This window comes from bacterium (assembly GCA_030652805.1).
Taxonomy (GTDB): Bacteria; JAHJDO01; JAHJDO01; order JAHJDO01; family JAHJDO01; genus JAHJDO01.
Window position 1 is genome coordinate 1 of record JAUSPT010000067.1, and the last position, 22,310, is coordinate 22,310.

17 protein-coding genes are annotated in these 22,310 nt (G+C 40.0%); 16 read left to right on the forward strand and 1 reads right to left on the reverse strand.

What is annotated here, in order from left to right; translation table 11 throughout:
- Window positions 1-1,235 precede the first annotated feature (1,235 nt).
- From Q7J67_06960 to Q7J67_07030, 15 genes are all read left to right on the forward strand, one after another.
- Window positions 1,236-2,279 carry a hypothetical protein gene (locus tag Q7J67_06960; GenBank protein MDO9465018.1) on the forward strand — a complete coding sequence of 348 codons (1,044 nt, stop codon included), beginning with the start codon at window positions 1,236-1,238 and terminating at the stop codon, window positions 2,277-2,279.
- A gap of 326 nt (window positions 2,280-2,605) precedes the next feature.
- Window positions 2,606-5,701, forward strand: a complete 3,096-nt coding sequence (locus Q7J67_06965; protein ID MDO9465019.1) for a carbohydrate binding family 9 domain-containing protein — start codon at window positions 2,606-2,608, stop codon at window positions 5,699-5,701.
- 2 nt (window positions 5,702-5,703) lie between these two features.
- On the forward strand, window positions 5,704-6,591 hold the full coding sequence (locus Q7J67_06970; GenBank protein ID MDO9465020.1) for a polysaccharide deacetylase family protein: 888 nt from the start codon (window positions 5,704-5,706) through the stop codon (window positions 6,589-6,591).
- A 3-nt stretch (window positions 6,592-6,594) separates the two neighbouring features.
- A complete protein-coding gene (locus tag Q7J67_06975) occupies window positions 6,595-7,299 on the forward strand; it encodes a TIM barrel protein (protein ID MDO9465021.1) in 705 nt (234 codons plus the stop codon).
- A 241-nt stretch (window positions 7,300-7,540) separates the two neighbouring features.
- Window positions 7,541-8,275 (forward strand): LamG domain-containing protein, encoded by a 735-nt coding sequence (locus tag Q7J67_06980; protein ID MDO9465022.1) that lies wholly within the window; start codon window positions 7,541-7,543, stop codon window positions 8,273-8,275.
- Window positions 8,276-8,317: 42 nt separating this feature from the next.
- Window positions 8,318-11,236 (forward strand): discoidin domain-containing protein, encoded by a 2,919-nt coding sequence (locus tag Q7J67_06985; GenBank protein ID MDO9465023.1) that lies wholly within the window; start codon window positions 8,318-8,320, stop codon window positions 11,234-11,236.
- A 29-nt stretch (window positions 11,237-11,265) separates the two neighbouring features.
- The gene (locus Q7J67_06990) at window positions 11,266-12,177 is read left to right on the forward strand and encodes a hypothetical protein (GenBank protein MDO9465024.1); all 912 of its coding nucleotides are present in this window, start codon (window positions 11,266-11,268) and stop codon (window positions 12,175-12,177) included.
- A 32-nt stretch (window positions 12,178-12,209) separates the two neighbouring features.
- A complete protein-coding gene (locus Q7J67_06995; protein ID MDO9465025.1) occupies window positions 12,210-13,049 on the forward strand; it encodes a PIG-L family deacetylase in 840 nt (279 codons plus the stop codon).
- A 39-nt stretch (window positions 13,050-13,088) separates the two neighbouring features.
- The gene (locus Q7J67_07000; GenBank protein ID MDO9465026.1) at window positions 13,089-14,081 is read left to right on the forward strand and encodes a Gfo/Idh/MocA family oxidoreductase; all 993 of its coding nucleotides are present in this window, start codon (window positions 13,089-13,091) and stop codon (window positions 14,079-14,081) included.
- Window positions 14,082-14,092: 11 nt separating this feature from the next.
- A complete protein-coding gene (locus Q7J67_07005) occupies window positions 14,093-15,175 on the forward strand; it encodes a LacI family DNA-binding transcriptional regulator (GenBank protein ID MDO9465027.1) in 1,083 nt (360 codons plus the stop codon).
- Window positions 15,172-16,407 carry a DegT/DnrJ/EryC1/StrS family aminotransferase gene (locus Q7J67_07010; protein ID MDO9465028.1) on the forward strand — a complete coding sequence of 412 codons (1,236 nt, stop codon included), beginning with the start codon at window positions 15,172-15,174 and terminating at the stop codon, window positions 16,405-16,407. Before Q7J67_07005 ends, Q7J67_07010 begins: the two co-directional genes overlap by 4 nt.
- An 18-nt stretch (window positions 16,408-16,425) precedes the next feature.
- Window positions 16,426-17,583 carry a DegT/DnrJ/EryC1/StrS family aminotransferase gene (locus Q7J67_07015; GenBank protein ID MDO9465029.1) on the forward strand — a complete coding sequence of 386 codons (1,158 nt, stop codon included), beginning with the start codon at window positions 16,426-16,428 and terminating at the stop codon, window positions 17,581-17,583.
- A gap of 28 nt (window positions 17,584-17,611) precedes the next feature.
- Window positions 17,612-18,511 carry a sugar phosphate isomerase/epimerase gene (locus Q7J67_07020; protein ID MDO9465030.1) on the forward strand — a complete coding sequence of 300 codons (900 nt, stop codon included), beginning with the start codon at window positions 17,612-17,614 and terminating at the stop codon, window positions 18,509-18,511.
- On the forward strand, window positions 18,508-19,620 hold the full coding sequence (locus tag Q7J67_07025; protein MDO9465031.1) for a transglutaminase-like domain-containing protein: 1,113 nt from the start codon (window positions 18,508-18,510) through the stop codon (window positions 19,618-19,620). The genes Q7J67_07020 and Q7J67_07025 overlap by 4 nt, the downstream gene beginning before the upstream one ends.
- Window positions 19,610-20,617 (forward strand): hypothetical protein, encoded by a 1,008-nt coding sequence (locus tag Q7J67_07030; protein ID MDO9465032.1) that lies wholly within the window; start codon window positions 19,610-19,612, stop codon window positions 20,615-20,617. The genes Q7J67_07025 and Q7J67_07030 overlap by 11 nt, the downstream gene beginning before the upstream one ends.
- A gap of 349 nt (window positions 20,618-20,966) precedes the next feature.
- Here the strand turns inward: Q7J67_07030 and Q7J67_07035 are convergent, their stop codons facing one another.
- Window positions 20,967-22,082 carry an IS110 family transposase gene (locus Q7J67_07035; GenBank protein ID MDO9465033.1) on the reverse strand — a complete coding sequence of 372 codons (1,116 nt, stop codon included), beginning with the start codon at window positions 22,080-22,082 and terminating at the stop codon, window positions 20,967-20,969.
- A gap of 69 nt (window positions 22,083-22,151) precedes the next feature.
- Between Q7J67_07035 and Q7J67_07040 the strand changes: the two genes are divergently transcribed.
- Window positions 22,152-22,310: prepilin-type N-terminal cleavage/methylation domain-containing protein (locus Q7J67_07040; GenBank protein ID MDO9465034.1), on the forward strand; the 159-nt coding region annotated here is incomplete at its 3' end.

The following is a 22,310-nucleotide window of genomic DNA, read 5'->3' on the forward strand; positions in this document are numbered from 1 at the left end:
CTGGCGATTTCAGGCTTGGATATTTTCCCTGTCCAAAACTTCCTTACTTCCTCAGTTTTACTCATCGCTGTCTTAGATCTGCCCAGAACTTTTCCTTTTTGTTTGGCTTGTTCCAAGCAATCGTTAATTCTTTTCCATGGGTCGAAACCTGCCAGTTTCTGAAATGATTAAGGCCATAATAGTATCCATGTATTGTCGCAGGAGAAAGATTTTCAGATTTTATATATATCCTTATCTTTTATCCATAGGCTTTTTGGCGTGTGTTCTGCACGCATAATCAATACCCTCGTTAATGTCCCATATTATGCGTGCAGAATAGTCTTTTTCAGAAAAATGTCAGGGCAAGTATTTTCTCCTGCACGCATAATGTAGGGAAAATGATGGTTTTTGGAGAAAAATATGTCTTTTAATATCTTTTTTGAAAATATTTGCTGACTTCTGCACGCATAATGTAACAGATTATTGATAGTCTGTTATATTAAATAAAACCTTGTCGCTAACCGATTCGTGTCTTAATATTTATGCGTGCAGGACGCTAACGCCCTAATTTGGTGTTTTGTGCCGTGTACGCCAACTTCAAAATCTTCTGTCTTATCGTTATATTTTCTCCGATTCGTTTACGTCTAACAATATTTCTAATGTGATAATAGCACTTCATAACTTATTTTGTCAAAAAATCTCTATACCGATATAAAATGCACGAATCCCCCTGCGACCCCCATTATCCTTTTTGGGTCGTTTTAGATTATTCCCTACAACTTTGTATTAAAATTTGGTTTTTGAAAGATTTTGTTAGATTTAAAAAAGAAAAAGCGGTATTATTCTTATAAATTTATGAGCAAGGTGTCCAAATCCATAGATCAGGTAATGCCTTCACGGATCCAGGAGATATTAGACTTATGCTAGACCAAATATCAAATAAGATAAAGAAAGAAGAACAAAGCAAAATTAGGTTCTTTGAAAAAAGGTATGAAAAGTAAAGCCTCCGAGGAGTAAATATAGCAAAAGGATAAGAAAAAGCAAAGAATTTTTTTAATAAAAGGAAACTAGAAAGAGGCAAAAGGCAGAGAAAGACATAGGTATAGCTAAGAGGAAAGATGATAACAGATAAAAGGATTTTGAAAGATAAATTAAGTCGGGGAAGCTTTTTTAATAATAGAGAGCCAGTTTTTAATAGCGTTGTCATCAGGATTAATACTATCAATAGAAGCAGGAGTATTATTAGCGAGTGATAGATGAGGTCTAAAGAAATTGTAATAAATAAAGAAGAGAGTAAAGTGAGCGACAGAGGCGTCAAAGTCTTTAAATCCGTGGTGAGATTTATAGGATTCATGAAGAGGCGACCAGAGTTTTTCGATCATGTTTTTAAAACAACGTCTGGGATGAGGATCATAGAGTCCGATAATAATATCATGAGAGAAATGAGTTTTAAGTACAAGGTTGGAGCAGGCAATGGCAGCAGGATAGAAAGGAGCGCCATCGGTAACGATCCGGACATTTACGGAGGGGTCAAGAGCCCTAGCGTGGATAAGCTGAAAGAGATTAAAAGCAGCATTCCCGTTTCTTTTAGGAGAGAAGAAGAAAGCAATAACTTGCTTAGAAGCGGGATCAAGGGCGGCATAAAGATAATGATGTTTACCAAGAACATTGATATAGGTTTCGTCGATAACAATAGTAGAAGGAAGATTGATTTTGGAAGCAAAGAAAAATTTGTAGAGGATAGAAGCGGTAGAATACTTCCAGTTGTCGATAGACTTATGAGAGATATTGATATTAAAGAGAGTTTTAAGAGCGATAACGATAGAAGTAGAGGCGAGGTGAAGATTAATAGCGAAGAAAAGAGCGGTAGCGAGGATATGATGAGGGAGATGAATACGGGAGAGGGAGACAGAGTCGGGGCAGTTTTGGATAGGGAGTTTGTCCCCTACGAGGAAGAGTCTCCAAGTATATCTGGTATTATGTTTAAGTTTATGAGGGCATGCAGAGTTGATACATTTATAGACCACAAAAAAGGAACGTTCTTTTTTCCAGCTCAAGGCAAATCCACAAAAAGGACAGAAAAGAGACATATATTTTTGAGGTCTAATTTTTTTAGCAGCTTTTTTAACCTGTCTGCCGCAGAGAGAGCAGAGAAAAGAATATCCATTGGCATAGATGTATTGATAAGGTGCGCCGCAATCAGGGCAATGAAAAGACTTAAGGATATTTGCGCGATGTTTGATAGGCTTAACTTTGATGCTGGCTTTTTGCCGAGCAGATATAATTTGCTGCCAGGTTAGATTGGATTTGCCGGGTTTGGTAAGCATAGGTGGTGGAATATCAGGCTCGGATTTAGCAGAAGGATGGGAATAGTTAGGGTTCTTTTTGAAATAAGGAACCTGGACTAAGAGAAGCAATTTAAAGAAAGAAGTAACTAAAAGGTAGAAAGATTTGGTTAAAGCAGATTTAACTTTATGCATGTTTGGCCTCCTTGTGGTTAACCCCAAGGATATAATCCAAGGGGAGGTTGATAATAAATGTTATAACCTCTTGGAGGCCAACACAAAACTGTTAGATCTTTAACCAAAATTTCAAAGAACGTTCAGTTTCAGGAGGGGTAAAAGAGATGAAAATTATGATAAAGAAGAGTATCTTGATTATTAGCGTGTTATTCATGGTTCTGGGGGTGGTCAAATCGCAGGTAGGGGCAGAAAAGATTTTCTCGGATAAGGACGTGGTGATCCAAGCCAACTACACCAAAACACCACCTAAGATTGACGGCAAGCTGGATGATGCTTGCTGGAAGGCGGCCAAGCCGGCCACAAATTTTACTGTTTATCAGACAATACGAACTTCGGATTTAAGGACTTTTGGCTATTTAGCTTATGATAATTCACATATTTATATTGCCGTGAACTGCCTGGATCCGGAACCAGAGAATATCAAAGCCTTAGTCTCCGAACATGGGGAGAAGGTCTTTAAAGACGACAGTATTGAAATTATGATAGATCCAGGTCGCACATTAGAGCGATACTTCCAATTCGTGGTGAGTGCTGGGGGTGGAACTTTTGAAGTAAGACGTGCCCGGGGTGGCGCAGGCGAAGACGATGATTGGAGGGCTGACTGGCAGGCAGCAACGATGGTCAATGCAGATGGGTGGTCTGTAGAACTTGCCATTCCCTATCATGCATTGCAAATTACACAGAATCCTGGTAGAGAATGGGGTATAAATTTTTGTCGTAACAAGAAGTTCCCGAGAGAGATGTCAGCTACAGCAGAGAAAGGAATCTATAACCATGCCCCGGGTTTCCTGGTAGCAAAAGGGATTAAGACGGACTTCTCAAAGTTTCAACTTGAAGTCGGAGAGGGTGAGTCACGTTTTTTTCTGCGTGACGGTAAACCTTTGGCGACAGTAATGATTCCGGTGATTAACAGGACCGGCAAAACCGCTAGCCTAAAGATAGATTATCAATCCATCAACAAATGGCGCGAGCAGAACGTACATTCAAGAACGATCCGTCTTAAACCCAATGGATTTGTTAAACTCAAACTCGAACCGCAAAGGCTGCAGCAAATGATTATTGGTCAGAGTGATCGCTATTTCATTTTTGATCCCCCGGCCGTTGAGATGATTACGATATCCGATGCGGTTAGCGGTGAGATGTTAACACGGATTAATGCCAATCTGCCCCTTATGTGCACGGCTGTGCACGTTCAGGTTAAACAATTAAAGTCGCGTCTTGTCTTGGAAATTAAGCAGAACATTGAAGAATCACTTTTGGAAAAGGGTACACTGCGAGTTTGTATCAGCAAACGTGGTTCGCTTCAACCTATCTTTTCCATGGATCTTACAAAGCCATATGGGGGAAAAATAGAGGCGGTTTTTACTAAAAAATTGCCTCCAGGCGCCTATCTGGCCAGCGCAGTATTTCTGAATGGAGATGGTCAGGTGGTGGCCGAAAGCATACGGCCTGTTACTGTTCAGCCATCAGGAGCCAAAGTTTTGAACAACTTTGTTACACAACTTCTGGATATGAAAGGAGTCCAAGCTCTTACTCGGGAAGAGTTCAAGTTTTTTAATCCGCGTACAGGCTGGATATTTGTTCGATCTACTTCTGAACTCAGCAAAAGTGATATTCGACTTGTGTTGAACAACGGCCCAAAAAATGAGGCCATTATTGTTCACAAGGCTGACACTGAATCAACACTTGAGGCAAAACGTTTCCTGGCTGTGGGAGAGCACAGCATTCAGGTCCATGGTGGCAAGTTATCGCATTTGGTAGTTCGTACCATTCCTGAAATAATTTATCCCGGTGGAGGAAGAGCAAAGATTCAGGCCTTTGGTACATATGATTGGAAGTTTATGAAAAAATATATACACAAAAACATTACAACAATTCGCGCCGGACATGACTATGGGCCCAAACACCCCTTTGGATTGTTGTCAGAAGCTAAGGAGTGGAAGAAAGCAGGTGGACATTGGTTGTTTCATACCGGTGTTCCTATTCCCAGCAAGAGGTGGAACAAAGAACTGACTGCAGAAAATGCGTACGAGTACTGGACTGATAATTTTGCTTTCCGTGAACCTGCTATTGACGGACACATGGCTGATGAAATCAATGGCGGCACAGCAGAGATGTTCAAGGCATGGGCAGAGGCAGTGCGCTGGTTCTCTGCGGATGCGAAATACAAATATAAGGTCTTTATTCCGTGGGTTGCCCAGATCTACGGATCTGAAGCTGGACGCCTTTTTATGAACGTGCTCCTTGGTTCAGGCCGACATCGCTATGCTTACAAGCGTTATCTGGCAGACCAACCCACCCTGGCTGAGACCAAAACATACCTTCGCCAGACGCTCATTGATGATGTTATAGGGTGGACACAGGGCATCGAAGGCGGTATGGAAGGACTAATTGTTTGCTTTGGGATTTTTAGTATGCCTAATGAGACATGCAACACAAACCCTGGTACTAATTTTAAAGTGTTTCAGGATATGGAATGGAACATGGTTGCCAACAATCCCATTTATAAAGGAGTGGGGGGTATTCAAACATATACTGCTCCCTATTGCGATCCGGAGACTCATCGTTGGTTGAGCAAGCTGATACGCCATTACTGTATTGAAGGGAATACTGAAATGTGCTCGGATGATCCATATGAACTTACACATATCAAACATCCTGACTATCCGGATCCGACAAAAGGCTGGACCGTTATCGAAGCTGAACCGGGCGCTACCTCAGTCGGACGTCTTCCCCGATATAATTTCCTGATCGGAGCTTACCAAGAACGTGCAGAACTGGATTATTTCCTGCGCATGAAACGTAGCGCTAAAGGGCCGAATTCTTTCAGTCAGGAGATTAATGACCTAGAACCGGGACGGTCTTACTCAATGAAGATGATCGTGGCAGACTATAATGACATTGACAAATGTGTATCCAAACCCCTTAAGCCTACATTCACCGTGAATCTTGAAGACGTCGATTTGCTCCCAAGTCAGTGTTTCGATTCACCATTTGTAAACAACTATGGTCACAGTTGGCGCAAATTTAATCGTGAGAATCGTGCACATTTTATCTATGTCTGGCGCGTATTCCGGGCAAAAGGAAAAACATCAAAACTCACCGTCTCCGACTGGAAAACCGATACTGAACCCGGCGGTCCTATCGGTCAAGAGTTGATGTTTAACTTTATCGAAATTCAGCCATATTTCGGGGAATAAAAATGGAAGATAATAAAAAAGACAATTTATATTTTATTTTTACAATGGATTGTGAAAGAGTAAAAACAGAGTCATGGATGAATGATGGTGCACCATCGTGGAGTATCAGTGAAAAAGCAATTTTGGGTATGGCAGAGATATTAAGAAAGGAAAAAGTAGCAGGAGGATTTTATTCTACGCCAGCTACAGCAAAGAAACACAGGAAAATATTTATTGAACTTGCAAAGGAAGGGTTTGAGTTAGGATTACAATTTCATTGTGATAGTTTTCGAGATCTTAGATATAGAAAGCATTTGGGACAGTACGGTTATAAAGAACAAAAAGAGATACTAAAGTTAGCAAAACAGGATTGGGAAGATGCTATAGGACAAGAAGTGACAACTTTTAGATGTGGTTATGCTTCAGCTAATGATTATACTTTTATTATATTGAATGAACTTGGGTTCAAGCAAAGTAGTTCAAGTATGTCTGAAAGGTATACGCCTGATGTAGCATCAAGTTGGCAGGGGGCTTTTCCTTATGCGCATCATGCCAGTTCAAAAAGTAGACTTATATGTGGAAATCTTGAATTGTATGAAGTGCCAATAACTGTTGCCAATTTTAAAAGAAGAGGAACTTTATGTCCTGATTGGTATGTATTACGTAGTAGTTATAGCAAGATAAATAAGGAATATATTCAAAATATAATAAAACAGAGTCCTCCCATAAAAACACTAGTGGCTATTACTCATAATACAACTAATTATTTAGATAAAAATGATGTGCGAACGCAGCTCATGGGATACATAATAGATAGTGCCCGTGAAACAGCAAAAAAATATGGATTAAATTTTGTTCCAGCAACACTTGAAAAGATTCATCAGGAAGCAGATAAAATAGGTGCTTTTTAAAAAATGGAATTAGGTACAATAGTTTCAGTTTCAGGAGAAATAAAAGAAGTTGAAAAAGCATTTTATAAAGTAAAGAAATTAGGTTTAAATACATGTCAGTTATCCTGTACTGCTGAATCCATGATTGACAAACTAAATCCAAAAGAGATAAAAAAACTGATAAATTCTATTGATATAAGAGTAGATTCTTTCTTTTTGCTTTTTAGAGGGCAAGTATGGGATCGGGATAGCGGACCACAAACAATGGGTTTTATTCCTAAAGAGTATCGTATGAAACGACTAGACTTAGCTAAAAAATTTTCTGATATAATTGCTGAAATGGGAATAAAAAAGATAGTATCACATGTTGGTTTTATACCTGATGATTCCGAGAATCCTTTATATACTGGATTTTTGCCAGTTATGAGAAACTTTACTGAATATTGTAAAAAGAATAAACAGATATTTTGTTTTGAAACAGGGCAAGAATTACCATCTACATTAAAGAGAACGATTATTGATTTAGATATGGATAATATAGGTATAAATCTTGATCCAGCAAATTTGATACTTTATGGCATGGCTCATCCTATTGATGCTGTAGAGATATTTGGTGAATATATAAAAAGTATGCATGCGAAAGATGCTCTTTTCCCTAATAGAGGTGAAGGTTTAGGCATAGAAGTTCCAGTAGGTGAAGGAAAAGTAAATTTCCCTTTACTTATATGAAGACTTAAAGAAAAGGGATTTAAAGGACCCATAATTATAGAGCGTGAAATAAGTGGTGAACAACAAGAGAAAGATATTTTAAAAGCTAAAAAGTTTCTACAACAGTATTTATGAATAATAAAAAAGTAAATTTTTTAAGATTTAGAAGAAAAATGGGGGAGGTGAGTTTTAATAGAATTTAGCAAGGAGAATGTGACAAAGAGTTAAAACTATAACTTCAATCAATTCGGAGGTGTGAATAATGAGTATCAGAGTAATAGTGGGAGTGGTTTTGACCGTGATGATGTTTGGTGTGGCGTCTGCCCAGGAAGAAATCGGTCCTGTAGGCATGTGGCAATTTGAGGAGGAATCAGGGCTTGCTGTCATGGATACCAGCGGCAACGGCCTGGACGGAAAACTTTACAACCCTGAAAACGTAAAGCGTGTCGAGGGAAAAGTCGGCAAGGCTCTGGAGTTTTCAGGGACCGAGCGGTACAAGGGTGGGTGCGTGCTGGTGCCGGGTATGAAGAAACTCGATCTGTCGAAGGGCTTTACCTTTGAGACATGGATCCGGTTCAATGATAAGCATGTCCGTCAAGACACGTGCTACATCGCTAGTGACGGCGCATGGAAGGGGCCGGGCTGGCGATTCATTATCTACTACAACACCCTGGCCATCCAGTCCGGAGACGGGAAGGACGGATGGGGCGCAAACAGCAAGGCAGCGGAACACGGAGGATTTGAGAACAATCGCTGGTATCACGTTGCAGCGACATACGACGGCTCAGTCTACAAAGTCTACCTTGATGGAGTGGAAGCCGGCTCAAGCAAGCCGAATCTCAAGCTCACAAAAGGAAGCGACACCCTTACGATTGGCAGCTACAGCGGCGGCATGACGTCTGTTTTCAAGGGGACGATTGATGAGATAAGGTTGTACAACCAGGCAAAATCCGCCCTGGAGATAGCCAAAGACGCACGTATTGATGTTCTTTTGTAGAATAAAGATAGACGTTAAATATAATAAAAGGGAGATAATAAGATGACTAAGATACCAGATCAAAGCCGTAACATGATGGCAAAGATTGCGGCATTGGGATTAATCTTGTTGCTCGTAGGAGCGCTCACCGCATCAGCCTTTTGTGACGAACTACGGGCAGTCCGGGCTGACTCGCCACCCAGAATCGACGGCAACCTAGATGATGCCTGCTGGAAGGCGGCAGCGCCCGCAGACGGCTTTACCATCAAGGACACGAACAAACCGTCGCCTTTAAAAACCAATGTTTGGTTCGTTTATGACGATGACACGCTTTACGTTGCCGCGAAGTGTTTTACACCCGATTTCTCTCTGGTAAAGGCAAAGAAGGTTGCGAGAGACGGCCGCATCATTAGCTATGACTCTGTTGAGATCATGATCGATGCCGATCGAGACAAGGGCACGTACGTTCATCTGATGACCAATGCCAGCGGCTCTCAATTCGATCGATGGGTTACGCAGAACGGTTGGGTCGGGGACAAGGCTTGGGATGGTGAGTGGAAGACGGCGTCAAAGATCGGGACAGATTCATACACGGTTGAGTTTGCGATCCCATTCTACACCCTGGACATCGGACGAAACACCTCAAGTACCTGGAATATCAACGTTTGCAGGAACGTCCGCACGTCCGAGCGCAGTGCCTACACCTCGCTTGCTCCCGGCGGGGCGTACAACACGCCCACCAAGTTCCCTGCGCTGGGCGGCATTGACGTGGATTTTGGCAGGTACATGCTTGCCGTCAGTTCTGTGCGCACGACATCTCAGTTTGCGGACAAAAAGACGCACATTACCGTAGTGGCGAACGTGACCAATGAAGCAAGCGCTACACGAACAGTGCGTGCAGAGAATTGGTTGATCGATTCGACGGGAAAGGTGCTCGTCAAGACAATGGGCGCTATGGAGTTGGCAACCGGAAAAAAACAACCGCTGAGTTTCGGACCTTACATTCTTGACAAGAGCGGCACGTACAAGAACTGGCTGCTTGTGGTTGATGCCAAGACCCGGCGTACGCTAGCAATATCGAAGTCGCCTGTGGATATCGAATGTGTGCCGATCGCCCTTCGCATTGTTGACCCGTTTTACCGCAACACCATCTTTGTAACGCAAAAGCTGAAGACTGTTCAATTAGAAGTTGATGTCGGTTTGCAGAAAGCAGAAATGGGCAAGGCCCGGCTCGATCTCGAAGTCGTTCCAGCAGAGGGAGGCGAAGCTCTTGTCAAGAAGTCGCTGAAAGGACTGTCTCCGGTCAGCCGCTTTGAGTTCCAGAACTCTGCGCTGCCGGAAGTGGGGAAGTTTATCGTTCAGGTGGCGCTGACGGACGGCGCCGGCGAAAAGCTTGCGGATACACAACAGATGTTGCTCAAGCTCCCCTATAAGAAGGGGGAGGTGTGGTACGGTCGCGACCTGGTTTTTCGGCGCGACGGTAAGCCGATTTTTCCGAACGGCAGTTGGGGCACACTGACTCCGGCACGGAACTTTCTGCTGTACGGCATATTCAAGAACCGAACTGTTACACCTGTCATTCCCGGAAAGTACAAGGTTTGGTACACGACCAGTTCGGCTGACAATGCGGAACTTAAGAGCACAAAGCCATTCAGTGAGGCGTTTATCGCAGATTTCAGGGAGCGCATCCGGTTTTATCGTGACGATAGCGATATCCTGGCGTGGGTGCAGCCGGATGAGCCTGAGTGTAGCAGTTACCCGCCAAAGAAGCTGGAGCAGTTGTATGAAATCACCCGGGAAGAGGATCCGTATCATCCGGTCTGGATTTCGAACAACAGCATTGAGGGGGTAAAAACATACGCACGTTGCGCGGACGCCTCTGTGCCGCATCCGTATCCGCCGGCGCTGCCGGAGAAGCGTATCAACGATCTGTTTAAGTTGTTGAAGGTTCAGCGTGCCTTCCTGGAGTATACCGACTTCACCAAGCCCGTCGGTTTCATGCATCAGGGATTTAACTACGGAGAATATGTTCCCGGCAGTCGCATGCCCACATATTACGAGACGCGCAATCAGAACGTGCTTTCCCTGGCCGATGGCGGGACGTTCCTCATGGGATTCGAATCGAGCGTTCTTCAGAACTGGTATCCGGAAGTGGCCATTGGTTTGGACTATCTTACGCAGGAGTTGGCCTATCTTAGCAAAGCGGTTACCGCGCCAAAGGCTACAAACAAGGTCACGTGCGCGAACAAGGATGTTGTCACACTTCTGAAAGACGCGGACGGCGACCTTTTCCTCTTCGTGTCCAACGCCTCCAATGATCCTCGCAAACTTGCCGTTACGGTCGAGGGTCTTGAGTCGCGCAAACTGAACGTTATCTCTGAGGGGCGCAGCGTGCAGTCGAAGGGAGATGTTATCAACGATTCTTTCGACACGTGGGAGACTCACATCTACACGACGTCCGCGGAAGACCCTGGCCTGAAGACAGTGCAGGAAATCACCGCAATCATTGAGGTCGAGTACGTCAAGCGACAAAAACCGGGCAACCTGGCCTTCCAGAGATGGAGCAACCAAGCAGTGGATATTACCTCTTCTTCCAGGGATGGTATTTATCCGCCCGAGCCATGGCATGCCTGTGACGGCATCACGGATATCAGTAAGATTGCGATTAGATTCGCAAGCCAGCATTCGTGGACCGACGGTACGCCGAACAAATCGCCGGACTGGCTGGCGCTGAAGTTCAAGAAGCCGCACAGCATCAAGCGAGTTGTCGTGTACACGGGCAAGGAGAGCATCAAGGACTACAAGATACAGGCGAGAAAGGGAGATAACTGGATTGATGTCGCCAGTGGCAGCAATAACCAAGACAATAAAATCGAACACTTCTTTGACCCGGTTGTTACAGACCAGGTTCGCCTCTATATTACCGCGACCAATGGTTCCCATGCTATTGTCACCGAAATGGAAGTCTATGAGAAAAAGTAAACAAGAACAGATAAACTAAGGAGGTTGTTATGGAAGAAAACAAAAAAGACATATTTTTTCTGTTTAATATGGATTGCGAAAGGATAAAAACAGAGTCATGGATGAATGATGGTTGTACCTCTTGGGAGATAAGTGAGAAAGCTATAAGAGGAATGGCAGAAGTGCTTGAAAGTAAAGGGGTTATTGGTGAATTCATGCCGACTTCTGATGTTGCCAAAAAACAAAAAAATGTATTTTTAGAGATGAAAAAAAGAGGTCATGGGCTTGCTCTTCAATTTCATGCTGATAGTTTCAGAGATTTGAAATATACCAAACACCTGGGATTTTATAACTATGAAGAACAAAAAGAGATTATATCTTTGGCAAAACAAGATTGGGAGGACGCCTTAGGAATACCTGTAACTACATTTCGTACAGGATACAATACTGCTAATGATCATACTATGCCGGTAGTAGCAGAAATAGGATTTAATCAAATATCCAGCGGTTCTCCTGGTGAGTATTATAAAGATGTTGCCAGGAATTGGGTTGGTCTTTATCCTTATCCACATCATTGTAGTTCAAAAAGTCGACTTATATGTGGAGATTTAGAGCTTTATAATTTACTGACACCTAGTGTTCACCCTACAAAATATATGCACAAAGGTAGAAGTTTTATGAAGCAAAGATTGGTTGTAGATAGAATGTTTTCAGAAGAAATTTATAAAGATATAATTATTTCTTGTATTGAAGAACAGTTGCTAATGGGACAACCAATAAAGGTAATTCAAGCTGCTACACATAATACTTTTGATTATCTTGATAAGAATTTGCCCCAACGTAAAGTAATGGAGTTTATAATTGACTATACAAAACAAGTATGCAAAGAAAAAGGATTAAATTTTGTACCTTCAACTTATGATAGGGTTCATCAAGAAGCGGATAAAATAGATGCTTTTTAAAAATTTAATAATACATTAGGAGGGTCTCTAAAATGTCTACAATAATGGTTATTAGTACGTATGTTGATGAAATTCCTTTACACGCTGGCGGATTGATAGCAAATCATAGTGAATCAGGTGATAAGGTAATAGTTGTTGTAATGTGTTATCCTGCACGTCCATCAAAACTAGTATATCCTGAAGCTGGAACTAAAGAATCACTTTATGGTCGTTTTAAAACAAAAGAAAATTGGATTGAATCTGTAGCAAGTAGGGAAATAAAAGATATTAAAAAAATATTGGGCATTGAAGAAGTAGTCACACTTGATTATGAATCGTGTAGTGATGATTTATTTGAGAAAGAGATTATCGACAAAATTACTACATTGTTTAATGAATATGAACCAGATGTTGTTGTAACGCATTGGCCTATTGGTGATTATATGGATTTTGTTGCTGCTGGAAGTAGTGTTATGAGAGTATTAATTACTAGAAAATTGGAAAAGATACCACAGGTATATTTTTCAGAAACTCTTACAGGTAAACATACAGTTTGTTTTTCTCCAAACGTATATGTGGATATTAGCAAAAGTATAGAAAAAAAGCAGGAAGCATGCAAACATATATGGGAAGGTAAAAACGAGGAGTATTTCTTTTATCCATATGCGTTACCAATAGCAGAATTTCGTGGCAGAGAGTGTTGTGTGCAGTATGCTGAAGCTTATGTCCAGCTTTATGGAAATTTTGGACACGTGCAGTATCCAAGATACAAATTAGATAAATCATCCAGGAATGCAAAAGTAATGAATATGAATAGAACAGTTAATTTGCTGAAAAGAGGGAAGTTTGGAGAAGGAACTGGTCCGACTTATCCTGCAAAAAAGCAAAAGTAATAAGGATAAAATAAAAGCATACATAAAGAGGGGAAAGCTATGAAAGTAAAATGGGGAATTATTGGATGTGGAGTAATAGTTAACAAAAGAAGTGGGGAGGCAATCAAGTCAGCAGAAAATAGTGAAATTGTGGCATTGATGGATAAAGATATCAATCGAGTAAACGACACTGCAAGCAAACTTAATGTAAGTAAATGTTATGATAATTTAGACAAATTTTTAGATGATAAAGAAATCGATGCTGTTTATATAGCTACTCCAGGTAATACGCATTGTGAATTAACAATAGCTGCGGCAAAGAAAGGCAAGCATGTATTATGTGAAAAACCGATGGCTTTAAATTATGCCCAATGCAGAAAAATGATAGATGTTTGTAAAGAAAATAATGTTAAATTAGGAGTTGCTTATTATCGTCGTTGTTTTCCTAAATCAAAAAAAATAAAACAACTAATAACTGAAAACAAAATTGGCAAAATAGTTTTTGCACATATAGTTTACAGCTCTACAATGAAGGCGTATTTAGAAAATATTGACAAATGGATTGCTAAGGCTGAATTCGGCGGTGGTTTACTGCTGAATGAGGGATGTCATCTTCTGGACTTGCTGAGTTATTTCATGGGAGAACCGACAAAAGTTTGCGGATTTTCTGACCGTTTAACATTTGATACCGGTGCTGCTGATTCCGTACAAATACTTCTTCAGTATAATAAAACAGCTCATGCATCAATATGTTTTAATACCAATATTGCTTACCCAAAGACCTATACAGAAACAATATTTGGTACTGAAGGGACAATTTCAGGACCTGTTCTTTCACCAAGGTCTGAAATTACTGTTGAAACAAAAAATGGTATAGAAGCAGTTAAATTTGAATCATTATCCAATCACCATTTACCAATAGTACAAGATTTTGTAGATAGTATCATTGATAATCGAACTCCATTTGTCTCGGGAGAAGAAGGAGCCAAGACATCAAAAATAATGGATGCAGTATTAGAGTCTTCCAAAACAGGAAAAGTAATTCATATTTAATAAATAAGATTATGAGAAAACCAAAAAAAGTAACTATATCTGAAATTGCGAAAAAAGCTGGTACATCAGTTACTGCTGTTTCTTTTGTATTAAACAATAAAGCTGATAAAAAAATAAAACCAGAGATACAAAAACGCATATTACGTATTATAGATAAGCATGGATATAAACCAAATATTGCTGCTCAGGGATTGGCTCGCAGAAAGACATTAACTGTAAATTTATGTATTCTTGGTTCATTAACAAAGTATGATTATCTTACTTATCATCAACATTACGACGCTCTGCGAGGTTTTTCAGAAGAACTTAATAATTTAGGATATGTAGTGAAAATAGTCCAAATACCTGAAAATTTGAATAGTGGTGAAATAGAAGAACAGATTCTAAAGCGAGAAAAATCAGATGGCGCTGCTTTTTTGATGAATTGGCCATCTCAATTAATAAGCAGTCTGGTAGATCAATTTAAAAAGCATAGATATCCGTATGTTTGTATGAATATTCATTTCAGGGAAGCAAAAATAAACTGTGTTTATGCAAATGATGAACAAGGTATGTATAAAGCAACTTCTCATTTAATTAAATTAGGGCATAAACTGGTTGGGATTATTGGGTATGCAAGTGGAGGTTCTATGTTTGAAGGATATAAGAAGGGACTAAAAGATAATGGGATAGATTTTACACAAGAATTAGTGGGCGTTGATACTTCCAGAAAAAAAATGGACCCATTCAAAATAGGTTATTTTCAAGTTAAAAAATTATTGAACGCATCAATCCCGCCTACAGGAATAGTTTGTCAAGATGATATAACTGCTTTTGGTGTGTTATATGCTTTAGCTGAACATGGAATTAAGGTTCCAGAACAAATAGCAGTAGTTGGATTTGGTGATGATGAATATTCAAAAATCACTATTCCCAAACTTACTACTGTAAGAAAATCCGGAGTAGATATTGGTAGGGAATCAGCTAAAATGTTGGTTGGAAAAATTTCTGATAGTGATTTTAATAAAACACCAACACAAAAAGTATTAGAAGAAGAGTTAATAATTCGAGAATCCTGCGGAGCGTCAAGATTAAAAAAAGGAATAACATCATGAGAAAGAAAATTCTTGCAATTAATGGCGGAAAACCAGTTAGGAAAAAACCCTTCCCATCATGGCCAATTCATGATCATCGTGAGAAAAAGGCTGTACTTGAAGTACTGGAAACCGGGAAATGGTTTTTTAGAGGAAAAGTAGAAGAATTTGAACAGAAGTTTGCTCAATATCAAGACGCCAAATTTGGTATTACTACTGTTAATGGAACAGTAGCATTAGAAGTAGCATTAGCTTGTTCTGGGATTGGAGTTGGGGATGAAGTTATTCTGCCCCCATATACTTTTATAGCTACTGCAACTGCTGTGATAAGAGTCGGAGCTATTCCAGTATTTGTAGATATTACTCCTGATACGTTGACAATAAATCCAGAAAAAATCGAGAAAGCTATTACTAAAAAAACAAAGGCTATTATACCGGTGCATGTTGCCGGTCATCCAGCAGACCTTGACCGTATTAAAAAAATTGCTAAAAAACACAATTTGATCATTATTGAAGATGCGTGTCATGCGTGGGGAACAGAATGGAGAGGTAAAAAAGTTGGTGCAACTGGTAATTTGGGTTGTTTTAGTTTTCAATATGGGAAAAACATGACTGCTGGTGAAGGAGGGATTATTCTTACAAATAATTCTCGGTTAGCTGAGTTATGCTGGAGCTATAGGCATTGTGGAAGAAAGAAAGGAAAACCTTGGTACGAACACTATATTTTTGGTGGTAATTATCGGTTAACTGAATTCCAAGCAGCAATACTGTTGGCACAGTTAACAAGATTGGACAAACAGACAACTTTAAGGCAGAAAAATGCCAGTTATTTAGATAAAAAGTTTTCACAAATTGATGGTATTGAGCCTTTGCCATTACATAAAGATGCACGAGTAACAAGAAGGTCTTATCATATGTATATGTTTAGATACAATGCAAAAGATTTCTGCGGAGTATCAAAGAAACGTTTTATTAGAGCTCTTATTGCTGAAGGAATACCTTGCAGTCCGGGATATTCTATTATGTATAAGAACCCTTGTTTTTTGAATAAAAAGTCACCGATAAAGAGTTATCTATTTTCAAACTTTTGCGAAAATATAGATTACGCAAAAGTTAGATGTCCTGAAACAGAGAAAGCAGCAAAAGAAGTAATCTGGTTTTCTCAAAATATGCTTTTAGGAACTAAAAAGGATATGGATGATATCTGTAAAACAATAATCAAAATTAAAGAAAATATAGGAGAATTAGGTTAACTAGAAAAGGGGGATGATATGGAAATAAAATGGTCTAAAACAGGAACTATTTATGACAAGAAAGAACTGGATGCCTTATTAAATACGACTAAAGCAATGTTTGTATTTAAAGGCAAAATGCCAAAAAAGTATTATTCAAGAAGTGAATTTCAAAGAAAATTTGCTGAATATACTGGAGCGAAATATGCTGTTGCAGTTACTTCCTGTGGAACTGCACTAGATACAGCAACAAAAGTTCTTGGAATTAAAGAAGGAGACGAGGTTATTACTACTCCTCAAACTTTTGCAGCTACTTCTCTTAGTGTTCTAAGAGAAGGAGGTAGAGTTGTTTTTTCTGATATTGATCCCAGAACGTTCAATCTTGATCCATCAAAAATAGAAGAAAAAATTACGCCCAGGACAAAAGCAATATATGTTGTGCATTATGCTGGGTTATCTGTTGATATGGATCCTATTATGGAAATCGCTAAACGACATAATCTGTATGTTGTTGATGATGCCGCCCATGCAATCGGTGCTGAATACAAAGGTAGAAAGATAGGATCAATAGGAGATATGACGTGTTTTAGTTTTCAATACTCAAAAAATATGACTACTCTTGGAGAAGGAGGTATGCTTACTACTAACAATGATGAATTTGCTAAAAAAATTGAGGAATTTATCAGTTTTGGGTATGACCGTACAAATCCTTCTGTATTGAGTTCTTATGATATCGTTGAGATGGGTTCAAATTATCGAATGTCCCCTGGCCAAGCTGCTGTAGGGTATATGCAATTAGATAAAGTCGATAAATTAAGTAATCAACGTAGAAAGATTGCTTATTATTTGAACAAGAAACTTGAAAAAATTAGAGGAGTAATCCCACCTTATGAACCCAAAGATTGCAAACATGTATATTACAACTATACAGTACTATTTGAACATGACAAGATTGGATTAAAAGCATATCAAGTAAAAAAGATATTGATGGAAAAATATAAAATTTCAACAGTAATTATGTATCAACCATTGTATCATTTTACGTTATTTAAAAAACTGGGATATAACGGAGATAATACACCAATTACTGAGAATATTTGTTGTAATCAGTTATTGAATTTACCTATTCATCCTACAATGAAAAAGAATGAATTGGATTATATGGTTAGTGCTATAAAAAAGATATGTCATACCTGAATTACAGGCAGTCAAGAGGGAGGTTGATATGAGTATTGAAGAACAAATAGGAATTTCAACCATTTCATTACCAGCTATTAATACTGAAGAAGCTATTGATGCAGTAGCAGAGGCGGGTTTTAAAGCTATAGAATTAATACTTAGTATAGGTAATCAATGTGCAATAGGATATCCCGATAGGGTATCGCCTTCACCGGGTATATGGCCCAGGACATGTAGCAAAGAGAGAAGAAAGAAGATAAAGGAAAAATTAAAACCATTTTTGTATGTTACAACACATGTCCAATTAGAAGGGACAAATATTGCTTCTCCAAATCCGGGAATTAGAGAAGAAACTGTAAAACAATATATAGAGTGCATAGAGTTTACCCATGATATTGGAGTTTCCATGGTGACTTTTCATCCTCGAGGTGGTTGTAGGCATAGTCAGTATGAACATATGTACAAAGAAGATGGGGATAGATATAATCTTGATTTTGCAAAAAAGGCACTTAAATATGCCCATAAATATGATTTACAGATGGGTTATGAAGGAACTCATGGTGCGGGTTGGCCGGTTCGTGATTTGATACTAAAAATTAAGGATAAGCGATTTGGGATATTAATTGATCCTACTCAATCATGTTTAAGAAGTGTCCCAGTTTCATATCTAATAGAGTCAATACGTAAATGTAAAGGTAGGATTTGCGAAATACACGTTCATGGAGCTTTATGCAGGACAATAAATATAACTTCACACCTTCCTTTGAGGCTTAATAATATTGTAGATTGGAAGCAGGTTCTATCTGTGCTTACAGATGTGAATTTCAAAGGCCCTTTCATGTTTGAAATCACTTCTTCTGAAGATTATAGAACTGTAATTAAAGATTGTCAGGAGTCAAAAGATTTGCTTATTAAGTGGCAAAGAGAAATAGATGGTAAAAGATGAAGAAAAAAGTAGTTAAAGCCCTGAGCATTGTAGAATATGATAACCCACCTATAGTAAGAGGTAAACACAAGTTTTTATATGAAGAGTTTAACAACAAAAAAATGCATTCTTTGAGGGGAAAATATAAATTAGATAAAGTTATTGCTTCAGGTAAAACAGAATTTAAAAAAATGTTGCTTCTTCGAGACTGGGTAAGTTCAAGATTTAATCACGGTTATTGCAAAAGATACAAGGGAGAGACGGCTCTTGATGTGTTGAAACGGGCAGAAAAAGGTGAATGTTTTACATGTGCAACCTTTGCTTCTGTGCTGGTAAGTTGTCTTACAAGTTTAGGTTTTGTAGCAAGAAACCTTACAATTGCACAAGATGAGACCGATTTTATAGGAAATAATACAAATATTGGTCATTGTGTAGCTGAAGTATGGTCAAACCAGTTTAGAAAATGGATAGTGCTTGATGCTGATACAAAAGCACATTTCGAAAAAGATGAAATGCCTCTCAGTGCCTATGAAGTTAGAAAATACTGGCTTGAGGGAAAATGGAAGGAAGTTGATTTTATTCAAGCCAAAAATCCTCCTAAAGTTGTAACAATGGGAAGCGATTTTAAAGAGGAGCAGCTTGAGAAAAATATAAAAAACTTCATGAAACATAACACCATGAATTATTATCATCATATAATGGTAAATATGGGAAATAATAGATTTAGTAAAAAGAAATATCCTATTACATTAAACTGGGTTGATGAATATTGTTGTCCACAGATCGTCAGACAGAATGTTGCAGTGGATCCCAGTAAGAGAAAACACACAGATAATATTAAGGATATTTACTACACGTTGAATCAGGCGCATATAAGTCTTTCTTGCCATAGAGCGAGTAAAGGGATTCCAGTTCCTGTACTTGAAGTTAACATTGAAACCGAGACTCCATGGTTTGATTATTTCATGGTATGTATTGATAAGGACAATTGGAGAAAAAGACCAGAGAGATTTACATGGAGACTAAAAGAGGGAAAAAACACAATAGAAGCAAAGCCGGTTAACAAGTTCTGTAGAGAGGGCGTAATAAGTAAGATATCAGTTATTTTGCGTGAGGGGGATGATGAATAAACAAAGAGCCTATCAATGGATAAAGGTAACAGACAATGCTCCCTTTGCACCACGTGACGGAGCAGGAGCTCTTGTGTATAAAGACAAAATGTGGCTTTTAGGAGGATGGAATCCGGGTGATAAAACTCACTTCCCGTTGATCTGCAACAACGAGGTGTGGAGTTCAAAAGACGGGGCTGCGTGGACCCTTGAAAAGCCGAACACTTTTATATCGAAGGACTTTAATTCCGGAACGGACTGGGAAGGGCGGCACACGGCCGGCTACGTTGTTTTCAATGACCGGATGTGGATCGTGGGCGGCGACCTTAATCAGGGGCATCACCAGAATGATGTCTGGGCTTCGGCCGACGGCAAAAAGTGGGAATGCATTACTGATAATGTTACCTGGGCACCGCGCATTCTGCATTACACTTTGGTATTCAAGGATAAAATATGGGTCATGGGCGGGCAGACAATAGCTGCAAAGTTTGCACACTTGAAGGTAAAGACGCATTTTTACGACGATGTGTGGGCAAGCACCGATGGTATGACCTGGGAAAAAGTGGATGTACAGCGTCCCGCTTGGCCCGCTCGCGGAATGATCGGAGGCAGTGTCGTCTTTAAAGATAGGATGTGGATCCTGGGAGGCGGCACCTATGACACGCCGGATGTGCCGATGCGGAAGTTTTACAATGATGTCTGGAGTTCCCGTGATGGAGTTCACTGGGAACTGCATGTTGAACACGCCCCATGGTATCCCCGGCAGTATCATGATGTGGCTGTTTTCGACGATAAAATGTGGGTGATGGAAGGGGGATATTGGGACGTTACTAAGCCTCGTCAAGGCTCGCCAAATAGGAACGATGTCTGGTACTCGGATGACGGCATAAATTGGCATGAATTGCCGGATACACCATGGAAACCACGCCATGCAGCCAGCGTGTTTGTGCACGACAACGCGTTATGGATGGTTGCCGGTAACAATATGGAAAGCGATGTGTGGAAATTAGTAAAATGAAAAACTCGATTTTTAGATGAGGGGAAAAGCCATGATGATAAGGTTATCCAGAAGACTGAACGGATTTATCTTTGTAGGGACATGTCAAATGAAGAATATATTTTTATCTATTTATCATAAGTACTCCTTTCTTTTCTCTGGCAAAAAACCTCTAAGGGTGTATTCATCTTTTCGCGATCACCGCCAGACCGAGAACTTATTCCCAGCCACTTATAGGCGGGCCAGCATGAAAGTCCTATTCACGTCGTCTGAGCCGCATTCACACTCTCGAGTTCATCCTGTGGTATCCACAGGAGACATCACAAACCATTGTCGCGGTCATCAGTACGACGTATATCACCAGAGGCGACTAACAGGCGATAGCCAAGCCATTATGGAGCTTGGCTATGAGTCTGGCCTGCCTAGCCTTGTTAGCATTCCTGTTATGGTTAGTAGATCCTCCTCTTCTAAAAGCTTCTCTTGTTTGATGCATCTTCCAAAGCCATCTAATAAGTTTCTGAGCAATAGCAACTTTAGCTTTTCCTCTAATCTTAGTGGAGCTGAGAATACGATTATACATAGCCTTATAGGCTGGGTCAGAACGAATCAAGGTATTAGCAGCCTCACACAATACCCATCTAAGAGTAGCAGAGCCAGCTTTGGAGATATTGCTGCTAGAGACTTTTCCAGCGCTTTCTTCAGTTCTTTGAGTAAGTCCGGTATAGGAAGCAATAGCATCGGCAGAATAGAACCTCGGAAAGCCGGCTACTTCTGCAAGGATGATAGCTGCAGTGATATCAGCAATACCGGGGACAGTTTTAAGCAGCGCAACATCTTCCTTAAACTGTTCCATATCGCAAAATTCAAGAATATGACGTCTGATAACAATTCGTTGTCTTTCCAGATGTTCAATAGATTCAAGAAATTGAGAGAAAGAAAACAAAGCGTTTGGAGAGAGCTTATCTCCACGAGCAAGAAGCCATTTCTGGGCAGAATCTCCTGTGATACTTCCGGGTCCAGGGAAATTATGCTGCATGAGTATCCAGCGCATTCTGATTTTGAGAGTAGACATCATATGAGTGATACTATGCCAGTGTCTTCCAAGTCTTCTGAGTTCTCTGGTGGTTTTATCAGGGACAAAAGCCTGTGGGACTTCGTTCCTGAAAACAAGAAGAGAGATAAATTTGGCGTCGATTTTATCGGTTTTGGCATGCCTTTTGCCGGCTCTATATCTAAGTTCAACAGCATCGGCAAGCATGAGTTTGTCAACTCTTGTCTCAAGGAGTTCCCAGAGCCATTCATACATGCCAACCGACTCGATGGCGCAATGAACAGGTGTGGGAAGGAGGGAAAATAAATGAGTAATTTTATTAACGCATTTCGTAGACATAGATGTAACGTTAGTAAGGTACCCACTACTATCTCTAACACCGATAGTGAGGCTAGCTTTGTGAAGGTCGATACCAACAGAGGTTTTTGGGGTCATTTTGTTTCTCCTTTTAAATTAATTGTTAATTGGTTCAAAGGAACCACCCGCAGTGTAACACACCACTTAATGTCCCTACATTCTTTCACGCTTATTGAGTTGCTTGTTGTAATAGCCGTTATAGCCCTGCTTGCATCACTCTTACTACCAGCTTTGGCTAAAGCAAGAGAAATGGCAAGGAGCATAAAATGTATGAGTAACCTGAAGCAGATTGGACTAATAGCAACT